Here is an 18,290-nt window from a genome sequence, read left to right as displayed (position 1 = left end):
CCGGGTGGCGGCGACTGGCGCACGCGCTCCCCCGCCCGGGAGCCGGGACCAGCGTAGTCGGCGCGGCGGCCGAGGTGTACGGACCATCACGATCCGGACACGACCCGCCCCCCGGTGCGTCGTTTCACCCGACCGGCCGCCCCGCGCCGTACGGTGGCTGGCGTGACCGGCGATCGCACGGGTGACTCGAAGCGGGATCCTCGGCAGGTGCCCGCCCCCTTCGCGGCCGCGCTGGCGTCCCTGCGCGAGCGGCGGCTGCGCGGCGAGGTGCACCTGGCGGAGATCCCCGGCCCCACGCGCGTGGCCCCGTACTCGGTGGCCCTCGAGGGCGAGGTCGCCGAGCCCGGGGGCGAGGAGGTCGCCACCGGTCGGTTCGTCGTCCTGCACGACCCCGAGGGGCAGGAGACCTGGCAGGGCACGTTCCGGGTCGTCACGCTGGTGCGCGCCACCCTCGAGCCCGAGCTCGCCGCCGACCCCCTGCTGGCCGACGTCGCGTGGACCTGGGTGACGGAGTCGCTCGACGCCGCCGGCGTGGACGCCCTGGCGATCGGCGGCACCGTGACGCGTGTCCTCTCCCAGAGCTTCGGCGCGCTGGGTGCCACGCCCGACGCCGTGGACCTCGAGATCCGCGCGTCCTGGACCCCCACGGACACGGACCTCGGCGTGCACCTCGCCGTGTGGGGCGACCTCATGGCGACGGCCGGCGGCCTGCCCCCGCTGCCCGACGGCGTCGCCTCGCTCTCCGCACGCTCGGGCGGCCGCGGACACCCGCGGCCCGGGTCACGACCGCATACCGTGGGGCCATGAGCTCAGCAGTCCCCCCGACCGCCACCGACGTCGTCCCGCTCACCGAGCCCGCGGACGGCGTCGGTCGCGTGGTCGACACCCCGGTCGCCCTCGACCGCGTGGTCGAGCGGTTCGCGGCCGGCACCGGCCCCGTCGCCGCCGACGCGGAGCGCGCCTCCGGCTACCGCTACGGTCAGGCCACCTACCTGGTGCAGCTGCGGCGCGAGGGCGCCGGCACGGCGCTGCTCGACCCGGTCGCGCTGCCCGACCTGTCGGCGATCGGCGACGCCGTGGGCGACGCCGAGTGGGTGCTGCACGCGGCGTCCCAGGACCTGCCGGGGCTCGCCGAGCACGGGCTGCGCCCGGCACGGGTCTTCGACACGGAGCTCGCCGCGCGCCTGCTGGGGCTGGAGCGTGTCGGCCTCGCCGCTGTGGTCGCAGAGCTGCTCGGCCTCGGCCTGGCCAAGGAGCACTCCGCCGTCGACTGGTCCACCCGGCCGCTGCCCGAGGACTGGCTGCGCTACGCCGCCCTCGACGTCGAGGTGCTGGTGGACCTGCGCGACCGCCTGGCCGAGCGGCTCGACGCGGACGGCAAGGCGGAGTGGGCGGCCCAGGAGTTCGAGGCGGAGCGCACCGCGCCCCCGCCGGCACCCCGCGTCGACCCGTGGCGGCGCACGTCGGGCACGCACACGCTCCGCGACCGTCGTCAGCTGGCCGTGGTCCGCAGCCTCTGGCAGGCGCGCGATGCGAGCGCCCGTGCCCGCGACGTCTCCCCCGGCCGGGTGCTGCCCGACCGCGCCATCGTCGCGGCCGCCCGTGCGCTGCCGCGCACCGTGCCGCAGCTCACCGCCCTGCCGGAGTTCGCGGGGAAGGCCACGAGGCGCCGCGCGCCGGCGTGGCAGCGCGCGATCGACGAGGCCCTCGCCCTGCCCGACGACCGGCTGCCGAGCCAGCGCGGCCCGCGCACCGACGGCCCGCCCCAGCCCCGCACCTGGGCCGACCGAGACCCCGTCGCAGCCCGTCGGCTCACGACGGCCCGCGAGCTCCTCGCCACGATGTCCGGCGACCTGCACGTGCCCGTGGAGAACCTGCTGCAGCCGGACGCCCTGCGCCGGCTGTGCTGGACGCCGCCGGACCCGGCACGCTCGGCCGAGATCGCGGAGTTCCTGCGGGGCCGCGGCGCCCGCCCGTGGCAGATCGAGCTGGTCGCCACGCCCCTCGAGGACTCCTTCTCCACGCTCGCCTGACCCGCTCCGTGCCCGGGCTGATACCGGGTCTCACGATGGTCTACTCTTGTTCCCGGTACTCGCGGTAGCGTGTACCTCGGCGCGGCCCCACCGGGTCGTCGCCCGAGAGAGCGGCGTCGCTCGTCGGACGCCGAAGTCCCGACCCTCGTCAGCGGATGGAGCTTCCATGACCACACGGAACCCGGCCCGCCGCGCGCTGCGCGACGTCGTCTTCGTCGAGGGCGTGCGCACGCCGTTCGGCAAGGCCCGGCCCGACGGCCTCTTCGCCGAGACCCGCGCGGACGACCTCGTCGTCAAGGCGGTCCGCGAGCTGCTGCGCCGCCACCCCGAGCTGCCGGGCGAGCGCGTGGACGAGGTGGCCATCGCCGCCACCACCCAGCAGGGCGACCAGGGCCTGACCCTCGGCCGCACCGTGGGGATGCTCGCCGGCCTCCCCCAGACCGTCCCCGGCTTCGCGATCGACCGCATGTGCGCGGGCGCGATGACCGCCGTCACGACCACCGCCGCCGGCATCGCGACCGGCAGCGCCGACGTCGTGATCGCGGGCGGCGTGGAGCACATGGGCCGCCACCCGATGGGCTTCGACGCCGACCCGAACCCGCGCTTCCTGTCCGAGAAGCTGGTGGACCCCGAGTCGCTCAACATGGGCGTCACGGCCGAGAACCTGCACGACAAGTTCCCGCACCTCACCAAGGAGCGCGCGGACGCCTACGCCGTGAACAGCCAGGCCAAGTACGCCAAGGCCCTGGCCAACGGCGACGTCGGCCCGGAGCTCGTGCCCGTGGCGGTCCGCTCCGCCGAGCAGGGCTGGGGCCTGGCCACCGCCGACGAGCTGCCCCGCCCGAGCACCACCGTCGAGGGCATCGCGAACCTCAAGACGCCGTTCCGCCCGGGCGGCCGCGTCACCGCGGGCAACGCGTCCCCCCTGACCGACGGCGCCACCGCCGCCCTGCTCGCCTCCGGCGACACCGCCGCCGAGCTGGGCCTGCCGGTCGCGATGCGCCTGGTCTCGTCCGCGTTCGCCGGCGTCGACCCGTCGATCATGGGCTACGGCCCGGTCCCCGCCACGGACAGGGCGCTCGCCCAGGCCGGCCTCACCATCGACGACATCGGCCTGTTCGAGATCAACGAGGCCTTCGCCGTGCAGGTGCTGAGCTTCCTCGACCACTACGGGATCGCCGACGACGACGAGCGCGTCAACCCGTACGGCGGCGCCATCGCCATGGGCCACCCCCTGGCCAGCTCCGGCGTGCGCCTCATGACGCAGCTCGCGCACCAGTTCGCGAAGCACCCCGAGGTCCGGTACGGCGTCACCACCATGTGCGTGGGCCTCGGCCAGGGCGGCACGGTGATCTGGGAGAACCCGCACCACGCCGACTACTCGGGCCACACCACCGCGACCACCGCGACGGACGAGGAGAACTGACCTGATGACCGAGAACACCCCCGACGTCCGCGCCGAGCGCGTCACGCACTCCCTCGTCCGCGACGTCGCGCTCCCCGGCGGCGCGGGCACGCTCGCGCTCGTCACCCTCGACAACGGCCTCGACCACACCAAGCCCAGCACGCTGGGCCCCGAGGGCATGGCCGAGCTCACCGCGGCGCTCACCGCGCTCCAGGGGCGCGCGGGCCGCGGCGAGATCGCCGCCGTCGCCGTCACCGGCAAGCCGTACTTCCTCGCGGCGGGCGCGGACCTGCTCCAGGTCTCCACCGTCACCTCGCACGAGCAGGCGCTCGAGCTCGGCCGCGGCGGGCACGCCGCCTACGAGCTGCTGCACGCCATGGGTGTGCCGACGTTCGCGTTCGTCAACGGGCTGGCGCTCGGCGGCGGCCTCGAGGTCGCGCTCAACTGCGACTACCGCACCGTGTCGTCCGACGCCCCCGCGCTGGGCCTGCCCGAGACCGGCCTCGGCCTCATCCCGGGCTGGGGCGGCGCCTACCTCGTGCCGCGCCTCGTGGGCATCGAGAAGGCCGTCGACGTGATCCTCACCCGGCCCGCCACGCAGAAGCCGTTCAAGGCGGCCGAGGCGGCCGCGATCGGCCTGGTGGACCAGCTCTTCGAAGCGGCCGACTTCCTCGAGCAGTCGATCCTGTGGGCGTCGCGCGTGCTGCGCGGCGAAGTCGAGGTGCCCCGCCGCGAGCTCGACCCGCAGCCGGTGTGGGACGCCGTCGTCGCGGCCACGCGCCAGCGGCTCGACGCCGTCGTCGCGGGCTCGCGACCGGCGCCCTACCGTGCCCTCGACCTCCTGGCCGCGGCCCGTACCGCGACCCGCGAGGAGGCCTTCGCCGCGGAGGACGAGGCGCTGGCCGACCTCATCATGTCCGACGAGATGCGCGCCAGCGTCTACGCCTTCCAGCTCGTCTCGGGCGGCAAGAAGCCCGTCGGCGCCCCCGACAAGGGCCTGGCCCGCCCGGTCACCCGGGTCGGCATCGTCGGCGCCGGCCTCATGGCGGCGCAGATCGCCCTCCTCGTCGCACAGCGCCTCGGCGTGCCCGTCGTCATGCGCGACCTCGACCAGGAGCGGGTCGACAAGGGCCTCGGCTTCGTCCGGTCCACCGTCGAGAAGCTGGTCGGACGCGGGCGGATGACGCCCGAGGCCGCCGCGCGCATCGCCGCGAGCGTCACCGGCACCACCGAGATCGGCGAGTTCGCCACGTGCGACGTGGTGATCGAGGCGGTCACCGAGGTCATGGGCCTGAAGAAGAAGGTCTTCGCCGAGCTCGAGGGCATAGTCTCCGAGGACACGGTCCTCGCGACGAACACCTCCGCGCTGTCCGTCACCGAGATGGCGGCCGACCTGGCGCACCCGGAGCGCGTGGTGGGCATCCACTTCTTCAACCCGGTGGCCCAGATGCCGCTGGTCGAGGTGGTGAAGGCCGAGAAGACCTCCGACGAGGCCCTCGCGACGGCGTTCGCGATCACGAAGAAGCTGCGCAAGACGGCCGTGCTCGTCGCCGACCGGCCGGGCTTCGTCGTCAACCGCCTGCTCGTGCTCGTCATGGGCAAGGTCGTCGAGGCGATCGAGAACGGCACGTCCGTCGAGGTCGCCGACACGGCGCTCGCGCCGCTGGGCTTCCCGATGCCGACGTTCGAGCTCTTCGACCTCGTCGGCCCCGCCGTCGGACTGCACGTGCTCACCTCGCTGCGCGAGGACCTGGGCGACCGCTTCCCGACGTCCCCCGGCCTGGAGAAGCTCGTCGCCGACGGCACGCGCGTCGTGCTGGACCGCCCGGCACCCGGGCTGCCCAAGCCGGTCGACCCGACGATCCAGGCCGTGTTCGGCGAGGCGCTGCCCGCCGGCACCACGGGCCGGCACGGCACCCCGGTGCTCGACGCCGCGGGCGTGCTCGACTCGGTCCTCACGGCCCTGACGGTCGAGATCGGCCACATGCTCGACGAGGGCGTGGTCGCCGGGCCGCAGCAGATCGACCTGTGCATGATCCTCGGCGCCGGGTGGGGCTTCCACACGGGCGGCATCACGCCGTACCTCGACCGCGCCGGGTACTCGGCGAAGGTCCTGGGCCGTCGGATCCTGCCCGACGGCGTCGCGAACGTCCCCGAGGCCGTCGCCTGACACGCCCTCCTCGGAGACCCGAGCCGCACGGCTCATGACGCACCGGTGGCCCGGTCCCTCGCGGGGACCGGGCCACCGGTGCGTGCGTACCGGAGGGTCGTCGGCGCCTACGCCGGGCCCCGCACGGCGCGCCGGATCGCCTCGACGGTCCTCCCGACGTCGTCCTCGTCCGTGGACCAGTTGCTCACCGAGACCCGCAGGACGTCCTGGCCGCGCCACCGGGAGCCGGAGATCCAGGTCTCGCCGTCGGCGAGGAGCCGCTCGCCGGCCGCGCGCGTCAGGGCGTCGTCAGCCAGCGCGAGGCACACCTGGGTGTAGACGACCTCGTTGACCACCCGCACGCCGTCGATGCGCGCCACGCCCTCGGCGATCGCCCGGGCGCGATCCGCCAGCCCTCCGACGAGCCCGGACAGTCCCGCACGCCCGAGGGAACGCAGCGCGGCCCAGGTGGGCACGCCGCGGGCGCGCCGCGAGAGCTCGGGCGCCTTGTCGTAGGGGTTGCCGGGGCCGGGCGCGTCCACGAGGTACGCCGTGTGCACGCCGAACGCCGCGCGCACGGCGGCAGGGTCGGCCACGACGGCGACGCCGCAGTCGTAGGGCACGTTCAGGGTCTTGTGCGCGTCGGTCGCCCAGGAGTCGGCGCCCTCGATCCCCTGCACGAGGTGGGCGAGACTGGGTGTCGCGGCCGCCCAGAGGCCGAACGCGCCGTCGACGTGCACCCAGGCGCCGTGGTCGTGCGCGAGCGGGATCGCCTCCGCGAAGGGGTCGAAGGACCCGGAGTGCACGTTGCCGGCCTGCAGAGCCACGATCGTCGGCGCACCCGGCGGCCCCTCGGCGAGCGCGGCGGCCAGGGCGTCCGTGCGCAACCGGCCCTGGTCGTCGGCCGCCACCTCCGTCGGGGCGCCGAGCCCGAGGTAGCGCAGCGCGAGATCGACGGAGTCGTGGCGCTCGGCACCGACCAGCACGCGCACCGGAGGGCCGCCCGTCAGGCCCCGCTCGTGGACGTCCCACCCGACACGGCCGAGAACGGCCCCGCGCGCCGCGGCCAGCCCGGTGAGGTTCGCCGTCGTCGCGCCGGTCACGAAGCCCACGTCGGAACCCGCGGGCAGGCCGAGCGCGTCGAGCACCCACCGTCCCGCCTCCTCCTCGACCGCGACGACGCCCGGCGTGGAGAACCGCATCCCGGCGTTCTGGTCCCAGGCGCTCACGAGCCAGTCGGCGCCCAGCGCCGCGGGCAGGGTGCCGCCCATGACCCAGCCGAAGAACCGGCCCGACCCGATCGCCATCAGGCCGGGCTCGACCCGGGCGGCGAGCTCGTCGACCACGTCGGCCGGCGCGAGCCCTCGACCGGGCAACGGCCCGGCGAGCGTGCGGCCGACGGCGTCCGCGTCGGCGCGTGGCGGGACCGGCCGCTCCCCCACGTCGTCGAGCCACGCCCGCGCGTGGTGCACGGCGCGGTCGAGCGCGCCCTCGAAATCCTTGCCTCTGACCGTCATCCGGGTGCTCCTTCGCGACCGGCCTCGGTGCCGCCGCCAGGATATCGAGGGGAACATCAAGGGGCGGAACGGCCTCGGTAGGAGGGAGGGCAGCGCCCGACGCTCGGGACGTCCTCGCTGCGAAGACCCGCGGGCCGGCGGAAGCGCGCGACGATCACGCACGCGTGTGAGACTTCCCCGCATGAAGCGGACCATGGGTATCGAGGAGGAGTTCCTGCTGGTCGGGGACGACGGACGGCCGGTCGCACGGGCCAGCGAGGCGCTCGACGCCTCGGGCGTCGACCTGACGAGGTCTCCCGAGACCGGCGGAGGCGCGCTCGAGACCGAGTTCATGGAGGAACAGCTCGAGACGGCGACCCACCCGCGTCACGAGCTCACCGACCTCGCCGCCGAGGTCCGCGCGGGCCGGCAGCGCGCCCAGGCGGCGGCCGACCGGGTCGGGGTGCGGGTCGCGGCGCTGGCCACGTCCCCGTGGCCGTTCGAGGGCACGACGGTGGCGCGGCTGCGCTACCTGGAGGCGCGGGCGGCATTCGGCCTCACGGCCCGCGAGCAGCTCACCAGCGGCTGCCACGTGCACGTCGCCGTGGCCGACGACGCCGAGGGCGTGGCCGTCCTCGACCGCATCGGGCCGTGGCTGTCCGTGCTGCTCGCGCTGAGCGCGAACTCGCCCTTCTGGCAGGGCGAGGACTCCGGCTTCGCCAGCTACCGCTCCCAGGTGTGGGCGCGCTGGCCCACGTCCGGGCCGGCCCGCTCCTTCGGGTCCCCGGAGGCCTACCGGCAGGCGGTCGACGACCTCGTCGCCACCGGGACGATCCTCGACCAGAACATGGTGTACTTCGACGCCCGGCTCTCCTCCCGCTACCCCACCGTCGAGATCCGTGTCGCCGACGTCTGCCTCGACGCCGACACGGCCACCCTGCTGGGTGCCCTCGCCCGCGGACTCGTCGAGACCGCGGCACGCGAGGCCTCGGAAGGGCTCGCCGCGCCGGTGCTGCGGCCCGAGCTGCTGCGCACCGCCTCGTGGCGCGCAGGTCGCTCGGGGCTGTCGACGGAGCTGCTGTCGCCGCACACGTGGCAGCCCGCACCCGCGCACGACGTCGTCGGGCAGCTCGTGGCGCACGTGCGCGAGGCGCTCACCGACGACGGCGACCTGGACGCGGTCACCGAGCTCCTCGGACGGCTGTGGGCCGGGGGCGGCGGTGCAGCACGGCAACGCGCCTGGCACGCGGAGTCGGGCGACCTGCGCGCCGTCGTGGATCGCGCCGTCGAGGTCACCCACGCCTGAGCGCGCGGTCTCGCGTCAGTCGTCCCAGCCCATGCGGAGCACCTCGAACGGGGTCGCGTGCTGCACGCCGAGGCGCGGCCCCGTGACCGACGTCATCCGGGCGAGGAACTCGGCCGGGTCGAAGTGGTCCCACCCGAGGCCGTCGAGGTAGGCGGCGTGGGCCCGCAGCGACGCGACACCCGCGTCGAACGTCGCGGTGACGTCCACCGCGTGCTCCGCGGCGGGCGACCCGGCCACCCACACCTGCCGCACGCCGCCCCACGGCTCGAGGCCCTCGGCCTCGAGCTGGTCGGTGAAGACCCAGCGGTTGCCTGCGTCGCGCACCGCGTCGACGACGGCGCGCCCGGTCGCGATGTGGTCGGCCTGGTTGAGCATCCCGCCGGGGAAGGTCTCGCGGTAGTTCCCCGTGATGACGACCTCGGGACGGTGCCGGCGCACCGCACCCGCGATCGCCCGGCGCAGCGGCAGGCCGTACTCGATCACCCCGTCGGCGAACCCGAGGAACTCGACCTCCTCGACGCCGACGGCCCTCGCGGAGGCGACCTGCTCGGCCTCGCGCACCCGGCGCGCCTCGTCCGGGCGCATGCCGTCGATCCCGGCCTCGCCGCTGGTCACCATGGTGTAGGCGACGCGCTTGCCCTGCCCGGTCCAGCGGGCGACCGCCGCCGCAGCGCCGAACTCCATGTCGTCGGGGTGCGCCACCACCGCGAGCGCCGTCGTCCAGCTCTCGTCGAGGGGCCGCAGCGGGGCGTCGTCCGGCGTCGTCGTCATACCGTCACGCTAGCGACGACGGCGCGCGGTCGCGCGCGTCGTCCGTCGCGAGCCGACGTCCGACGACCTACCCGCCGACTCAGCCGCCGACTCAGCCGCCGACTCAGCCGCCGACTCAGCCGCCGACTCAGTAGGTGGTGAGCCCGTGGGCGCGGAAGACCTCGCGCACGGCCTCGGTCGCCTCGGGCGTCGGCGGCTGCGTGTCGTCGAGCTCGTAGGTGCGCCCGAGCTCCGCCCACTTGTCGCGGGCCATCTGGTGGAACGGCAGCACCTCGACGCGCTCGACCGTGCCGGGCCGCACGGCCTCGATGTCCGCGGCGTGCCGCGCGACCGCGGCGACGTTCTCCGGGTCGTCGGTGAGCCCGGGCACCAGCACGAACCGCACCCAGACCCTCACGCCGCGCTCGGCGAGCCGACGCCCGAACCGGAGCGTGGGCGCCAGGGAGCGCCCGGTGACGCGGCGGTAGGTCTCCTCGTCGCCCGCCTTGATGTCGAGGAGCACCAGGTCGGTGTCGTCGAGCATCGCGTCGGTCGCGTTCGACCCGAGGAATCCGGAGGTGTCGAGGGTCGTGTGCACCCCGAGCTCCTTCGCACCGCGCAGGACGCGCGCGGCGAACGCGGGCTGCATGAGCACCTCGCCGCCCGAGAGCGTGAGGCCGCCGCCGGTCGCGGTGAAGATGCCGCGGTACCGGGTCACGCGCGCCAGCAGGTCCTCGGCGAGAACGGGCTCGCCGTCCTTCATCGCCAGGGTGTCGGGGTTGTGGCAGTACAGGCACCGCAGCGGGCAGCCGCTCAGGAACACGGTGAGCCGCGTGCCGGGGCCGTCCACGGCGGTCACGAGCTCCCAGGAGTGCACCGAGCCGAGCTCGCCCGAGCGCATCAGCGCCAGGCGGTCGGACCGGTCCACCTCGGTCGTCTCGATCCCCCGCAGGCCGGCGCCGGCCCGGCGCCGGGAGGGGGCGTCCAGCAACGCCGGGCCGGCAGTCATGGTCAGAGCCCCCCGTGGAAGGTCCGCGACAGCACGTCGAGCTGCTGCTCGCGGGTCAGCCGCACGAAGTTCACCGCGTAGCCGGAGACGCGGATCGTGAGCTGCGGGTACTTCTCCGGGTGCTCCATCGCGTCCTCGAGCGTCGCGCGCACGAGGACGTTGACGTTCATGTGGTAGCCGTCGGCGCCCACCGAGGCGTCGAGAAGGCCGGCGAGGTTCGCCACCTGCTCCTCGCGGGTGCGGCCGAGGCCGGACGGCACGACGGTGTTGGTCAGCGAGATCCCGTCCTGCGCCTGGTCGTAGGGCAGCTTCGCGACCGACAGCGCGGACGCGAGCATGCCGTGCGTGTCGCGGCCGTTCATCGGGTTGGCGCCCGGCGAGAAGGGTTCGCCCGCGCGGCGGCCGTCCGGGGTGTTCCCCGTCGCCTTGCCGTAGACCACGTTGGACGTGATCGTCAGCACCGACTGGGTGGGCACGGCGTCGCGGTACATCCGGTGGCTGCGGATCTTGGCCATGAACGACTCGACCAGCTCGACGGCGATGGCGTCGACGCGGTCGTCGTCGTTGCCGTAGGCCGGGTAGTCGCCGTCGATGTCGTAGTCCACGATGATGCCGTTCTCGTCGGCCACCGGGACCACGCGGCCGTACCGGATCGCCGACAGGGAGTCCGCAGCGACCGACAGGCCCGCGATGCCGCAGGCCATGGTGCGCAGCACGTCCCGGTCGTGCAGGGCCATCTCGAGCCGCTCGTACGCGTACTTGTCGTGCGACCAGTGGATGCAGTTCAGGGCCTCGACGTACGTCTCGGCGAGCCAGTCCATGGTGCGGTCGAAACGGGCGCGCACGTCGTCGTAGTCGAGCGGCAGGCCCGGCGCCACGGCGGGGAACGCCGGGGAGACCTGCTTGCCGGTGACCTCGTCCTTGCCGCCGTTGATCGCGTACAGCAGCGCCTTGGCCAGGTTCACCCGCGCGCCGAAGAACTGCATCTGCTTGCCCACGGCCATCGGCGAGACGCAGCACGCGATGGCGGCGTCGTCGCCCCAGGCGGGGCGGATCTGCTCGTCGGACTCGTACTGCACCGCGGAGGTGTCGATCGACACCTTGGCGCAGAACTCCTTGAACCCCTCGGGGAGCCGCGGGCTCCAGAAGACCGTCATGTTCGGCTCGGGCGCCGGCCCCAGGTTGTACAGGGTCTGCAGGAAGCGGAACGAGTTCTTGGTGACGAGCGGGCGACCGTCCTCGCCCATGCCGCCGATGGTCTCGGTGACCCAGGTCGGGTCGCCGGAGAACAGCGCGTCGTACTCGGGGGTGCGCAGGAAGCGCACGATCCGCAGCTTGATGACGAAGTCGTCGACGATCTCCTGCGCCTCGGGCTCGGTGAGCCGCCCGGCGGCCAGGTCGCGCTCGATGTAGACGTCGAGGAACGTCGACGTGCGCCCGAGGGACATCGCGGCGCCGTTCTGCTCCTTCACCGCGGCGAGGTAGCCGAAGTAGAGCCACTGCACGGCCTCGCGCGCCGTCGTCGCCGGACCGGAGATGTCGTACCCGTAGGACGCGGCCATCTCCTTGAGCTCGCCGAGCGCGCGGATCTGCTCGGCGTGCTCCTCGCGCTCGCGCACCACGGACTCGCTGAACGGCTGGACGTCGAGGCCGAGCTTGTCGACCTTCTTCGCGGCGATCAGCTGGTCGACGCCGTACAGGGCCACCCGGCGGTAGTCGCCGATGATCCGGCCGCGGCCGTAGGCGTCCGGCAGGCCCGTGATGATGTGCGAGCTGCGGGCGGCGCGGACGTTCGGCGGGTAGATGTCGAAGACGCCCTGGTTGTGCGTCTTGCGGTACTCCGTGAAGACCTTCCGCAGGTTCTCGTCGACGGGGTAGCCGTACGTCTTCAGCGCGCCCTCGACCATGCGCCAGCCGCCGTTCGGCATGATCGCGCGCTTGAGCGGGGCGTCGGTCTGCAGACCGACGATCAGCTCGGCGTCGCGGTCGATGTAGCCCGGGCCGTGCGCGGTGATGGCCGCCGGGGTGTGCGGGTCGACGTCGTAGACACCCTTCTCGCGCTCGGCGGGGAACATCGCCGACAGCTTGTCCCACACCGCGGTGGTGCGCGCCGTCGGTCCCGCGAGGAACGTGTCGTCACCGGTGTACGGGGTGTAGTTGCGCTGGATGAAGTCGCGCACGTCGATGCCGTCGCACCAGGGTCCCGGGGTGAAGCCCGTCCAGGCGGTGGTCGTCGTGGGTGCCGCGTCGGTGGTCATAGGAGCCCTCTCCTTCTGAGGTATGACCACAGCCTATTCGTGAATGCCTTCACAAGCGATGCCGAACGGCTGTGACGTCGCAGACACCCGTCGAGGTCAGCCCAGGACGGCGCCGGGCGGGGAGCCGGACAGGGCCGCGGACATGTCGGCGGCCAGCGCGATCGCCTCGCGCGTCGTCGGCGCGACGACGTCGGGCCGGCCCGGGCCGTCCCACGACCGGCCGTGCGACACCCACGCCGTGCGGGTGCCGGCCGCGCGGCCGGCGGCGACGTCGGCGTGCGCGGCGTCGCCCACCATCCAGACCTGCCGCCGGTCGGCGTCCGCGGCACCGAGCCGCTCGAGTGCCACCTCGAGCAGCCGGGGGTCGGGCTTCGCGACGCCCTCCTCCTCCGAGACGACGATCGCGTCCACGTGGGCCTCCAGCCCGCAGCGCGCGACCTTGCCGCGCTGCTGCGCCGACGTCCCGTTGGTCACGACGGCCACCCGGTGCCCGGCGTTACGCAGCACGTCGAGGGTGACGAGGACGCCGTCGTAGACCCGGACGCCGTCGAGGATGCCGGCGCGGAACCGCCGGATCGCGGCGGGGACGTCGTCGTCCCAGCCGAGTCGCGCGATCAGCACCCGCGCGAGCGCCTCCTTGGAGCCGTGCCCGCCCTCGTCGGCCGCGAGGATCGCGGCGAGGTCCGCGGGGCCGAGCGCGGCCCGGTCGACCTCGCCCGAGGCCCACGCCTCGAGCGCCTCCGCGCGGCCCACCAGGGTGTTGTCGAGGTCGAGCAGCCAGATCATGACGGGAGGCTAGCTGCCGGGGCGCGGCCGCACCGGGTCGTCTCGCCGCGGCGGCCGGCCGTCAGTCCCGGGCGAGCACGGCGAGGGCGTCGCGCACGGCGTCCTCGGCCCGCATCCGCTGCTGGCCGATGATCTGGTCGCGGCTGGCGTGGTCGAGGAAGGCCACCGGGAGGCCGACGTGCACGAACGGGGTCCGCACGCCCTGCTCCCCCGCCCGCTGTGCGGTCGTCGCGCCGACGCCGCCGTCGACGACGCCGTCCTCGATCGTCAGCACGAGGTCGTGCTCGCCGGCGAGCTTCACGAGCGCCTCGGGCACCGGGAGCACCCAGGTGGGAGCCACGACGTCCACCGCGAGGCCGTGCGCGGCGAGGGACTCTCCCGCCGCGAGCGCCGTGCCCACCATGGAGCCGACGCCGACGACGAGGACCTTGCGCCCGTCCGCGCCCGGGGCCGCCGTGTGACGGGCGACCACGTCGACGCCGTCGAGCGACTCGAGGGCCGGGACGGGGTCGGAGAGGGCGCCCTTGGGGTACCGCACGACCGTCGCGGCGTCGTCCACGTCCACGGCGGCGCGCAGGGCCGCCCGCAGCGTGGGTTCGTCGCGGGGCGCCGCGAGCCGCAGCCCGGGGACGATGCGCAGCATCGCCATGTCCCACATGCCGTTGTGGCTCGCGCCGTCGTCGCCCGTGATGCCGGCCCGGTCCAGCACGAACGTCACGCCCGCCTTGTGCAGCGCCGCGTCCATGAGGACCTGGTCGAAGGCGCGGTTGAGGAAGGTGGCGTAGACGGCGACCACGGGGTGGAGGCCGGCGAACGCCATGCCCGCCGCCGAGGTCACGGCGTGCTGCTCGGCGATCCCGACGTCGAAGGTGCGGTCCGGGAACTCCTGCGCGAACGGCGCCAGCCCCACGGGGTGCAGCATCGCCGCGGTGATCCCGACGACGTCCGGCCGGTCGCGCCCGATCTTCACGATCTCGTCCGCGAAGACCTTGGTCCAGCCGAACCGCGACGGCGCGACGGGCAGGCCGGTCTCGGGGTGGATCTGCCCGACGGCGTGGAACCGGTCGGCGACGTCCTGCTCGGCCGGCGTGTAGCCCCGGCCCTTCTCGGTGATGGCGTGCACGATCACGGGGCCGCCGTACGCCTTGGCCCGGCGCAGCGCGTGCTCCATGGCCACGACGTCGTGCCCGTCGACCGGACCGACGTACTTCAGCCCGAGGTCCTCGAACATCCCCTGCGGCGCGACGACGTCCTTGAGGCCCTTCTTCAGCCCGTGCAGCCAGTCGTAGGCGAAGCGCCCGGGCGCGCCCGTGCGGTGCAGGGTGCGCTTGCCCCACGACAGGAAGGCCTCGTACCCGCGGGTGGTGCGGAGGGTGTCGAGGTGGTTCGCGACGCCGCCGATGGTCGGCGAGTACGAGCGTCCGTTGTCGTTGACGACGATCACGAGGCGGCGGTCCTGCGAGGCCGCGATGTTGTTCAGCGCCTCCCAGGCCATGCCGCCGGTGAGCGCGCCGTCGCCGATGACCGCGGCGACGTGCCGCTCGGGGTGCCCCTGCACGGCGTTCGCCTTGGCGACACCGTCCGCCCACGACAGCGCCGTGGACGCGTGCGAGTTCTCGACGACGTCGTGCTCGGACTCGGCGCGCGAGGGGTAGCCGGACATGCCGCCCGCCTTGCGCAGCGCGGAGAAGTCCTGCCGGCCCGTGAGGAGCTTGTGCACGTACGCCTGGTGCCCCGTGTCGAAGACGAGGGTGTCCCGCGGCGACGCGAAGACGCGGTGCAGGGCGATCGTCAGCTCGACGACGCCCAGGTTCGGCCCCAGGTGCCCACCCGTCCGCGACACCTGGTCGACCAGGAAGGCCCGGATCTCCGCCGCGAGCTGCGTCGTCTGCTCCGGCGAGAGCCGGCGGACGTCCTCGGGCGAGCCGATGCTGCTCAGCAGGCTCATGCGTTCCTCCCCGTTCATAGCCACACCACTCTAGGCGGTCCCGCCCGGTGGTCCGGGACGTCCCACGGACCGCGCACCGCCACGTGCGGGCGCGGTAGAGGGTAGTTTCGTCCCTGGCCGACGGGAACACGTGACCGCCGGCGAGCGTTCGGCAGAGGGACGACCCAGGAAGCTCGTCCTCTCCCGACACATCTCCCAGGGGACACCTGTGCGCTTTCTCGACGGGCAGCAGCCCACCACCGACCTCACCTACGGCGACGTCTTCATGGTCCCGTCCCGCTCGGACGTGACCAGCCGCTTCGACGTCGACCTCGCGACCGACGACGGCACCGGCACCACGATCCCCGTGGTCGTGGCGAACATGACGGCCGTCGCGGGCCGCCGGATGTCGGAGACCGTCGCCCGCCGCGGCGGCATCGCGATCCTCCCGCAGGACATCCCGGTGGACGTCGTCGCCGACGTGGTGGCCGACGTGAAGTCCAAGGACCCGGTCATCGAGACGCCCGTCGTCGTCGCGCCCTCGGACACCGTCTCCACGGTGCTCACCCTGCTGGGCAAGCGCGCGCACGGCGCCGCCGTCGTGGTCCAGGACGGCAAGCCCGTCGGCGTCGTCACCGAGGGCGACTGCGCGGCCGTGGACCGGTTCGCGCAGGTGCACCAGGTGATGTCGGACGACGTCGTCGCGCTCGACGCCGTCCAGCTGGAGGCCGACGGCCTCGAGGCCACGTTCGAGCGGATGCACGCCGCCAAGATCCACCTCGCGCCCGTGGTGCGCGACGGCGCCCTCGCGGGCGTCCTGACGCGCAAGGGCGCCGTGCGCTCGTCGGTGTACCGGCCCGCCCTCGACGCCGCGGGCCGCCTGCGGGTCGGCGCGGCCGTGGGCATCAACGGCGACGTCGCCGCCAAGACGCGCGAGCTGCTCGACGCCGGCGTCGACGTGCTCGTCGTCGACACCGCGCACGGGCACCAGTCCAAGATGCTCCAGGCCCTGGAGGCCGTGCGCTCCGTCGACCCGCAGGTGCCGGTCGTCGCGGGCAACGTCGTCACGGCCGAGGGCGTGCGCGACCTCGTCGCCGCGGGCGCCGACATCCTCAAGGTGGGCGTGGGCCCGGGCGCCATGTGCACCACGCGCATGCAGACCGCCGTCGGCCGCCCCCAGTTCTCCGCCGTGCTGGAGTGCGCCGCCGCCGCGCGCGAGCTCGGCAAGCACGTGTGGGCCGACGGCGGGGTGCGGCACCCGCGCGACGTCGCCCTGGCCCTGGCGGCCGGCGCGTCGCAGGTCATGGTCGGCTCCTGGTTCGCCGGCACGTACGAGTCGCCCGGCGACCTGCACGACGACGGCACCGGCCGCCTGTACAAGGACTCGTTCGGCATGGCGTCGGCCCGCGCGGTCGCCGCCCGCACCGCCGGGGCGGGCTCGGCGTTCGGCCGGGCGCGCAAGGCGCTGTACGAGGAGGGCATCTCGACCGGGAAGATGTACCTCGACCCGCTGCGCCCGGGCGTCGAGGACCTGCTGGACGAGATCACCTCCGGCCTGCGCTCCAGCTGCACCTACGCCGGCGCGCGCACGCTCGGGGAGTTCCACGAGCGCGCGCTGGTGGGCGTCCAGTCCGCCGCCGGCTACGCCGAGGGCATGCCGGTCGCCACGAGCTGGTGAGCCGACCGTGAGCACGGGCACGACCGCCGCGACGGACCCCGGCGCGGGCGGGCACGCCGCCCGCGCGCAGCTCGCGGCGCTGGCGACGGACCGCCGGTTCCTCTCCGACTGGGGTCTCGCGCGGGGCGACCTCGACGCCGCCTCCGCCCGCCCCGCAGCCGTCCTCGTGCTCTTCGGGGTGCTGGACGACCTGGCCGCCGACCATGACGCGCAGGCCCTCGCCGTCGCCCACGACCTCGACGTCCTGCTCCTGGAGCGGGCGGCGACCCTGCGCTCGCACGCCGGGCAGGTCGCGTTCCCCGGCGGCCGGGCCGAGGACGGCGAGACGCCGGTCGACGCGGCCCTGCGCGAGGCCGTCGAGGAGACGGGGCTCGACGCGGGCGGCGTCGAGGTGCTCGGCACCCTGGCGCAGCTGCCGATGCCGGTGAGCAACCACCTCGTCACGCCGGTGCTCGGCTGGTGGTCGCGGCCCACCCCCGTGCGCGTGGTGGACGTCGGGGAGTCCGCGCACGTGTTCCGCGCCCCGGTGGCCGACCTCCTGGACCCCGACCACCGCGTGACGACCGTGCTGCGGCGCGCCGGCCGCACCTGGCGCGGACCGGGGTTCGAGGTGCTCGACGGCGCGGGCGTGCCGCACCTGGTGTGGGGCTTCACCGCGGGCATCCTCGACGCCGCGTTCGACCGCCTGGGGTGGACCGAGCCGTGGGACCGCGGCCGCGAGCGCGAGCTCTGACCTGCGGTGTCGGCGGGGGCCGCTAGCGTCCGCGCCATGGAACCCGGCTCCCCCTTCCTCGCCCTGCGCACGGGCCGCCCCGAGGGCACGCCCTACGACCTCGTCGTCCACGACCTCGGGGCGGTGCGCCTCCCGTCCGGCAGGCTCGAGGCCTCCGACCCGTACGTGACCCTGGGCGAGGGCCTGGAGGTCCCCGTGCCTGCCGGCACCTACCCCGTGCGCGTCACGGTCGCCGACGTCTCGCAGGAGCAGGACGGCAGCCACCTGCGCGAGGCCTATCTCTCGGTCGTCCTGGCCGACGCACCCGCCGCCGAGGTCAGGCCCTTCGTGCCCGAGGGGCGCAGCACGACGGACGAGGCGGGCGAGCCCCTGTGGTTCGGGGTGGGCGTCGACGCCGGCGCGGTGGGCTTCGCCGACGCGCGGGCCGTCCGGGTCGCGACGGCGGCGGTCGACGACTGGTACGAGGAGGTCGTCGACCACGGCGGCGCGGACTCCTGGTTCGCGCTGCAGGACTCCGCCGACCACCTCGTCGTCGGGGCCGCGAACGCGCCGCTCCCCCACGCCGCCGACGGCGAGAACGTCGTGCTCTCCCACTCGGGGTGGGGAGACGGCTTCTACCCGGTGGTCACGACCCACGACGCGGGCGGCGCGCTCACCGGGGTGCACATCGACCTCCAGGTCGTCGAGGCCGTGCCGTGGTGGGAGGCGGAGGGCGACGACGCCGCCCCGGGCGACTGACCTCGGGCGCGCGTCCGCGATG

14 protein-coding genes are annotated in these 18,290 nt (G+C 74.5%); 8 read left to right on the top strand and 6 right to left on the bottom strand.

The window, feature by feature from the left end:
• The first annotated feature begins 207 nt into the window (after nucleotides 1–207).
• The 4 genes from ACFVS0_RS01450 (at nucleotide 208) to ACFVS0_RS01435 (ending at nucleotide 5,608) form a co-directional block, all read left to right on the top strand.
• Nucleotides 208–807: a DUF3000 domain-containing protein gene (locus tag ACFVS0_RS01450; RefSeq protein WP_430551122.1), complete on the top strand. Its 600-nt coding sequence runs from the start codon at nucleotides 208–210 to the stop codon at nucleotides 805–807.
• Nucleotides 804–2,033: an HRDC domain-containing protein gene (locus ACFVS0_RS01445; protein WP_430586951.1), complete on the top strand. Its 1,230-nt coding sequence runs from the start codon at nucleotides 804–806 to the stop codon at nucleotides 2,031–2,033. Before ACFVS0_RS01450 ends, ACFVS0_RS01445 begins: the two co-directional genes overlap by 4 nt.
• 166 nt (nucleotides 2,034–2,199) lie before the next feature.
• Nucleotides 2,200–3,459 (top strand): thiolase family protein, encoded by a 1,260-nt coding sequence (locus ACFVS0_RS01440; protein WP_430551120.1) that lies wholly within the window; start codon nucleotides 2,200–2,202, stop codon nucleotides 3,457–3,459.
• Nucleotides 3,460–3,463: 4 nt separating this feature from the next.
• Nucleotides 3,464–5,608, top strand: coding sequence for a 3-hydroxyacyl-CoA dehydrogenase NAD-binding domain-containing protein (locus ACFVS0_RS01435; RefSeq protein ID WP_430562320.1), 2,145 nt, complete (start codon nucleotides 3,464–3,466; stop codon nucleotides 5,606–5,608).
• 107 nt (nucleotides 5,609–5,715) lie between these two features.
• On the opposite strand, the gene ACFVS0_RS01430 is transcribed toward ACFVS0_RS01435, so the two are convergent.
• Nucleotides 5,716–7,104 carry a pyridoxal phosphate-dependent decarboxylase family protein gene (locus tag ACFVS0_RS01430; protein WP_430586950.1) on the bottom strand — a complete coding sequence of 463 codons (1,389 nt, stop codon included), beginning with the start codon at nucleotides 7,102–7,104 and terminating at the stop codon, nucleotides 5,716–5,718.
• 181 nt (nucleotides 7,105–7,285) lie between these two features.
• On the opposite strand from ACFVS0_RS01430, the gene ACFVS0_RS01425 reads away from it, so the two are divergent.
• The gene (locus ACFVS0_RS01425) at nucleotides 7,286–8,389 is read left to right on the top strand and encodes a glutamate--cysteine ligase (protein WP_430551117.1); all 1,104 of its coding nucleotides are present in this window, start codon (nucleotides 7,286–7,288) and stop codon (nucleotides 8,387–8,389) included.
• A 15-nt stretch (nucleotides 8,390–8,404) separates the two neighbouring features.
• On the opposite strand, the gene ACFVS0_RS01420 is transcribed toward ACFVS0_RS01425, so the two are convergent.
• From ACFVS0_RS01420 to dxs, 5 genes are all read right to left on the bottom strand, one after another.
• Nucleotides 8,405–9,160, bottom strand: a complete 756-nt coding sequence (locus ACFVS0_RS01420) for a PIG-L deacetylase family protein (RefSeq protein ID WP_430586949.1) — start codon at nucleotides 9,158–9,160, stop codon at nucleotides 8,405–8,407.
• Nucleotides 9,161–9,287: 127 nt separating this feature from the next.
• Complete coding sequence (gene pflA, locus ACFVS0_RS01415; protein WP_430586948.1) at nucleotides 9,288–10,148, bottom strand: pyruvate formate-lyase-activating protein; 861 nt, start codon at nucleotides 10,146–10,148, stop codon at nucleotides 9,288–9,290.
• 2 nt (nucleotides 10,149–10,150) lie between these two features.
• Nucleotides 10,151–12,406, bottom strand: a complete 2,256-nt coding sequence (gene pflB, locus ACFVS0_RS01410; protein ID WP_430586947.1) for a formate C-acetyltransferase — start codon at nucleotides 12,404–12,406, stop codon at nucleotides 10,151–10,153.
• A gap of 96 nt (nucleotides 12,407–12,502) precedes the next feature.
• Nucleotides 12,503–13,192: an HAD family hydrolase gene (locus ACFVS0_RS01405; RefSeq protein ID WP_430586946.1), complete on the bottom strand. Its 690-nt coding sequence runs from the start codon at nucleotides 13,190–13,192 to the stop codon at nucleotides 12,503–12,505.
• 61 nt (nucleotides 13,193–13,253) lie between these two features.
• On the bottom strand, nucleotides 13,254–15,140 hold the full coding sequence (dxs, locus tag ACFVS0_RS01400) for a 1-deoxy-D-xylulose-5-phosphate synthase (protein ID WP_430551112.1): 1,887 nt from the start codon (nucleotides 15,138–15,140) through the stop codon (nucleotides 13,254–13,256).
• A 208-nt stretch (nucleotides 15,141–15,348) separates the two neighbouring features.
• On the opposite strand from dxs, the gene ACFVS0_RS01395 reads away from it, so the two are divergent.
• Genes ACFVS0_RS01395 through ACFVS0_RS01385 form a run of 3 tightly spaced genes read left to right on the top strand, consistent with a single transcriptional unit; the run spans nucleotide 15,349 to nucleotide 18,268 of the window.
• A complete protein-coding gene (locus ACFVS0_RS01395) occupies nucleotides 15,349–16,797 on the top strand; it encodes a GuaB1 family IMP dehydrogenase-related protein (protein ID WP_430551111.1) in 1,449 nt (482 codons plus the stop codon).
• Between the two features lie 7 nt (nucleotides 16,798–16,804).
• Nucleotides 16,805–17,530, top strand: a complete 726-nt coding sequence (locus ACFVS0_RS01390) for an NUDIX hydrolase (protein WP_430551110.1) — start codon at nucleotides 16,805–16,807, stop codon at nucleotides 17,528–17,530.
• Nucleotides 17,531–17,566: 36 nt separating this feature from the next.
• The gene (locus tag ACFVS0_RS01385) at nucleotides 17,567–18,268 is read left to right on the top strand and encodes a DUF4241 domain-containing protein (RefSeq protein ID WP_430586945.1); all 702 of its coding nucleotides are present in this window, start codon (nucleotides 17,567–17,569) and stop codon (nucleotides 18,266–18,268) included.
• The last annotated feature ends 22 nt before the right edge of the window (nucleotides 18,269–18,290 follow it).

Source organism: Isoptericola sp. NPDC058082, assembly GCF_042885055.1.
In the GTDB taxonomy this organism is placed as follows: Bacteria; Actinomycetota; Actinomycetes; order Actinomycetales; family Cellulomonadaceae; genus Isoptericola.
This window is presented reverse-complemented; position numbering and strand designations above follow the sequence as displayed.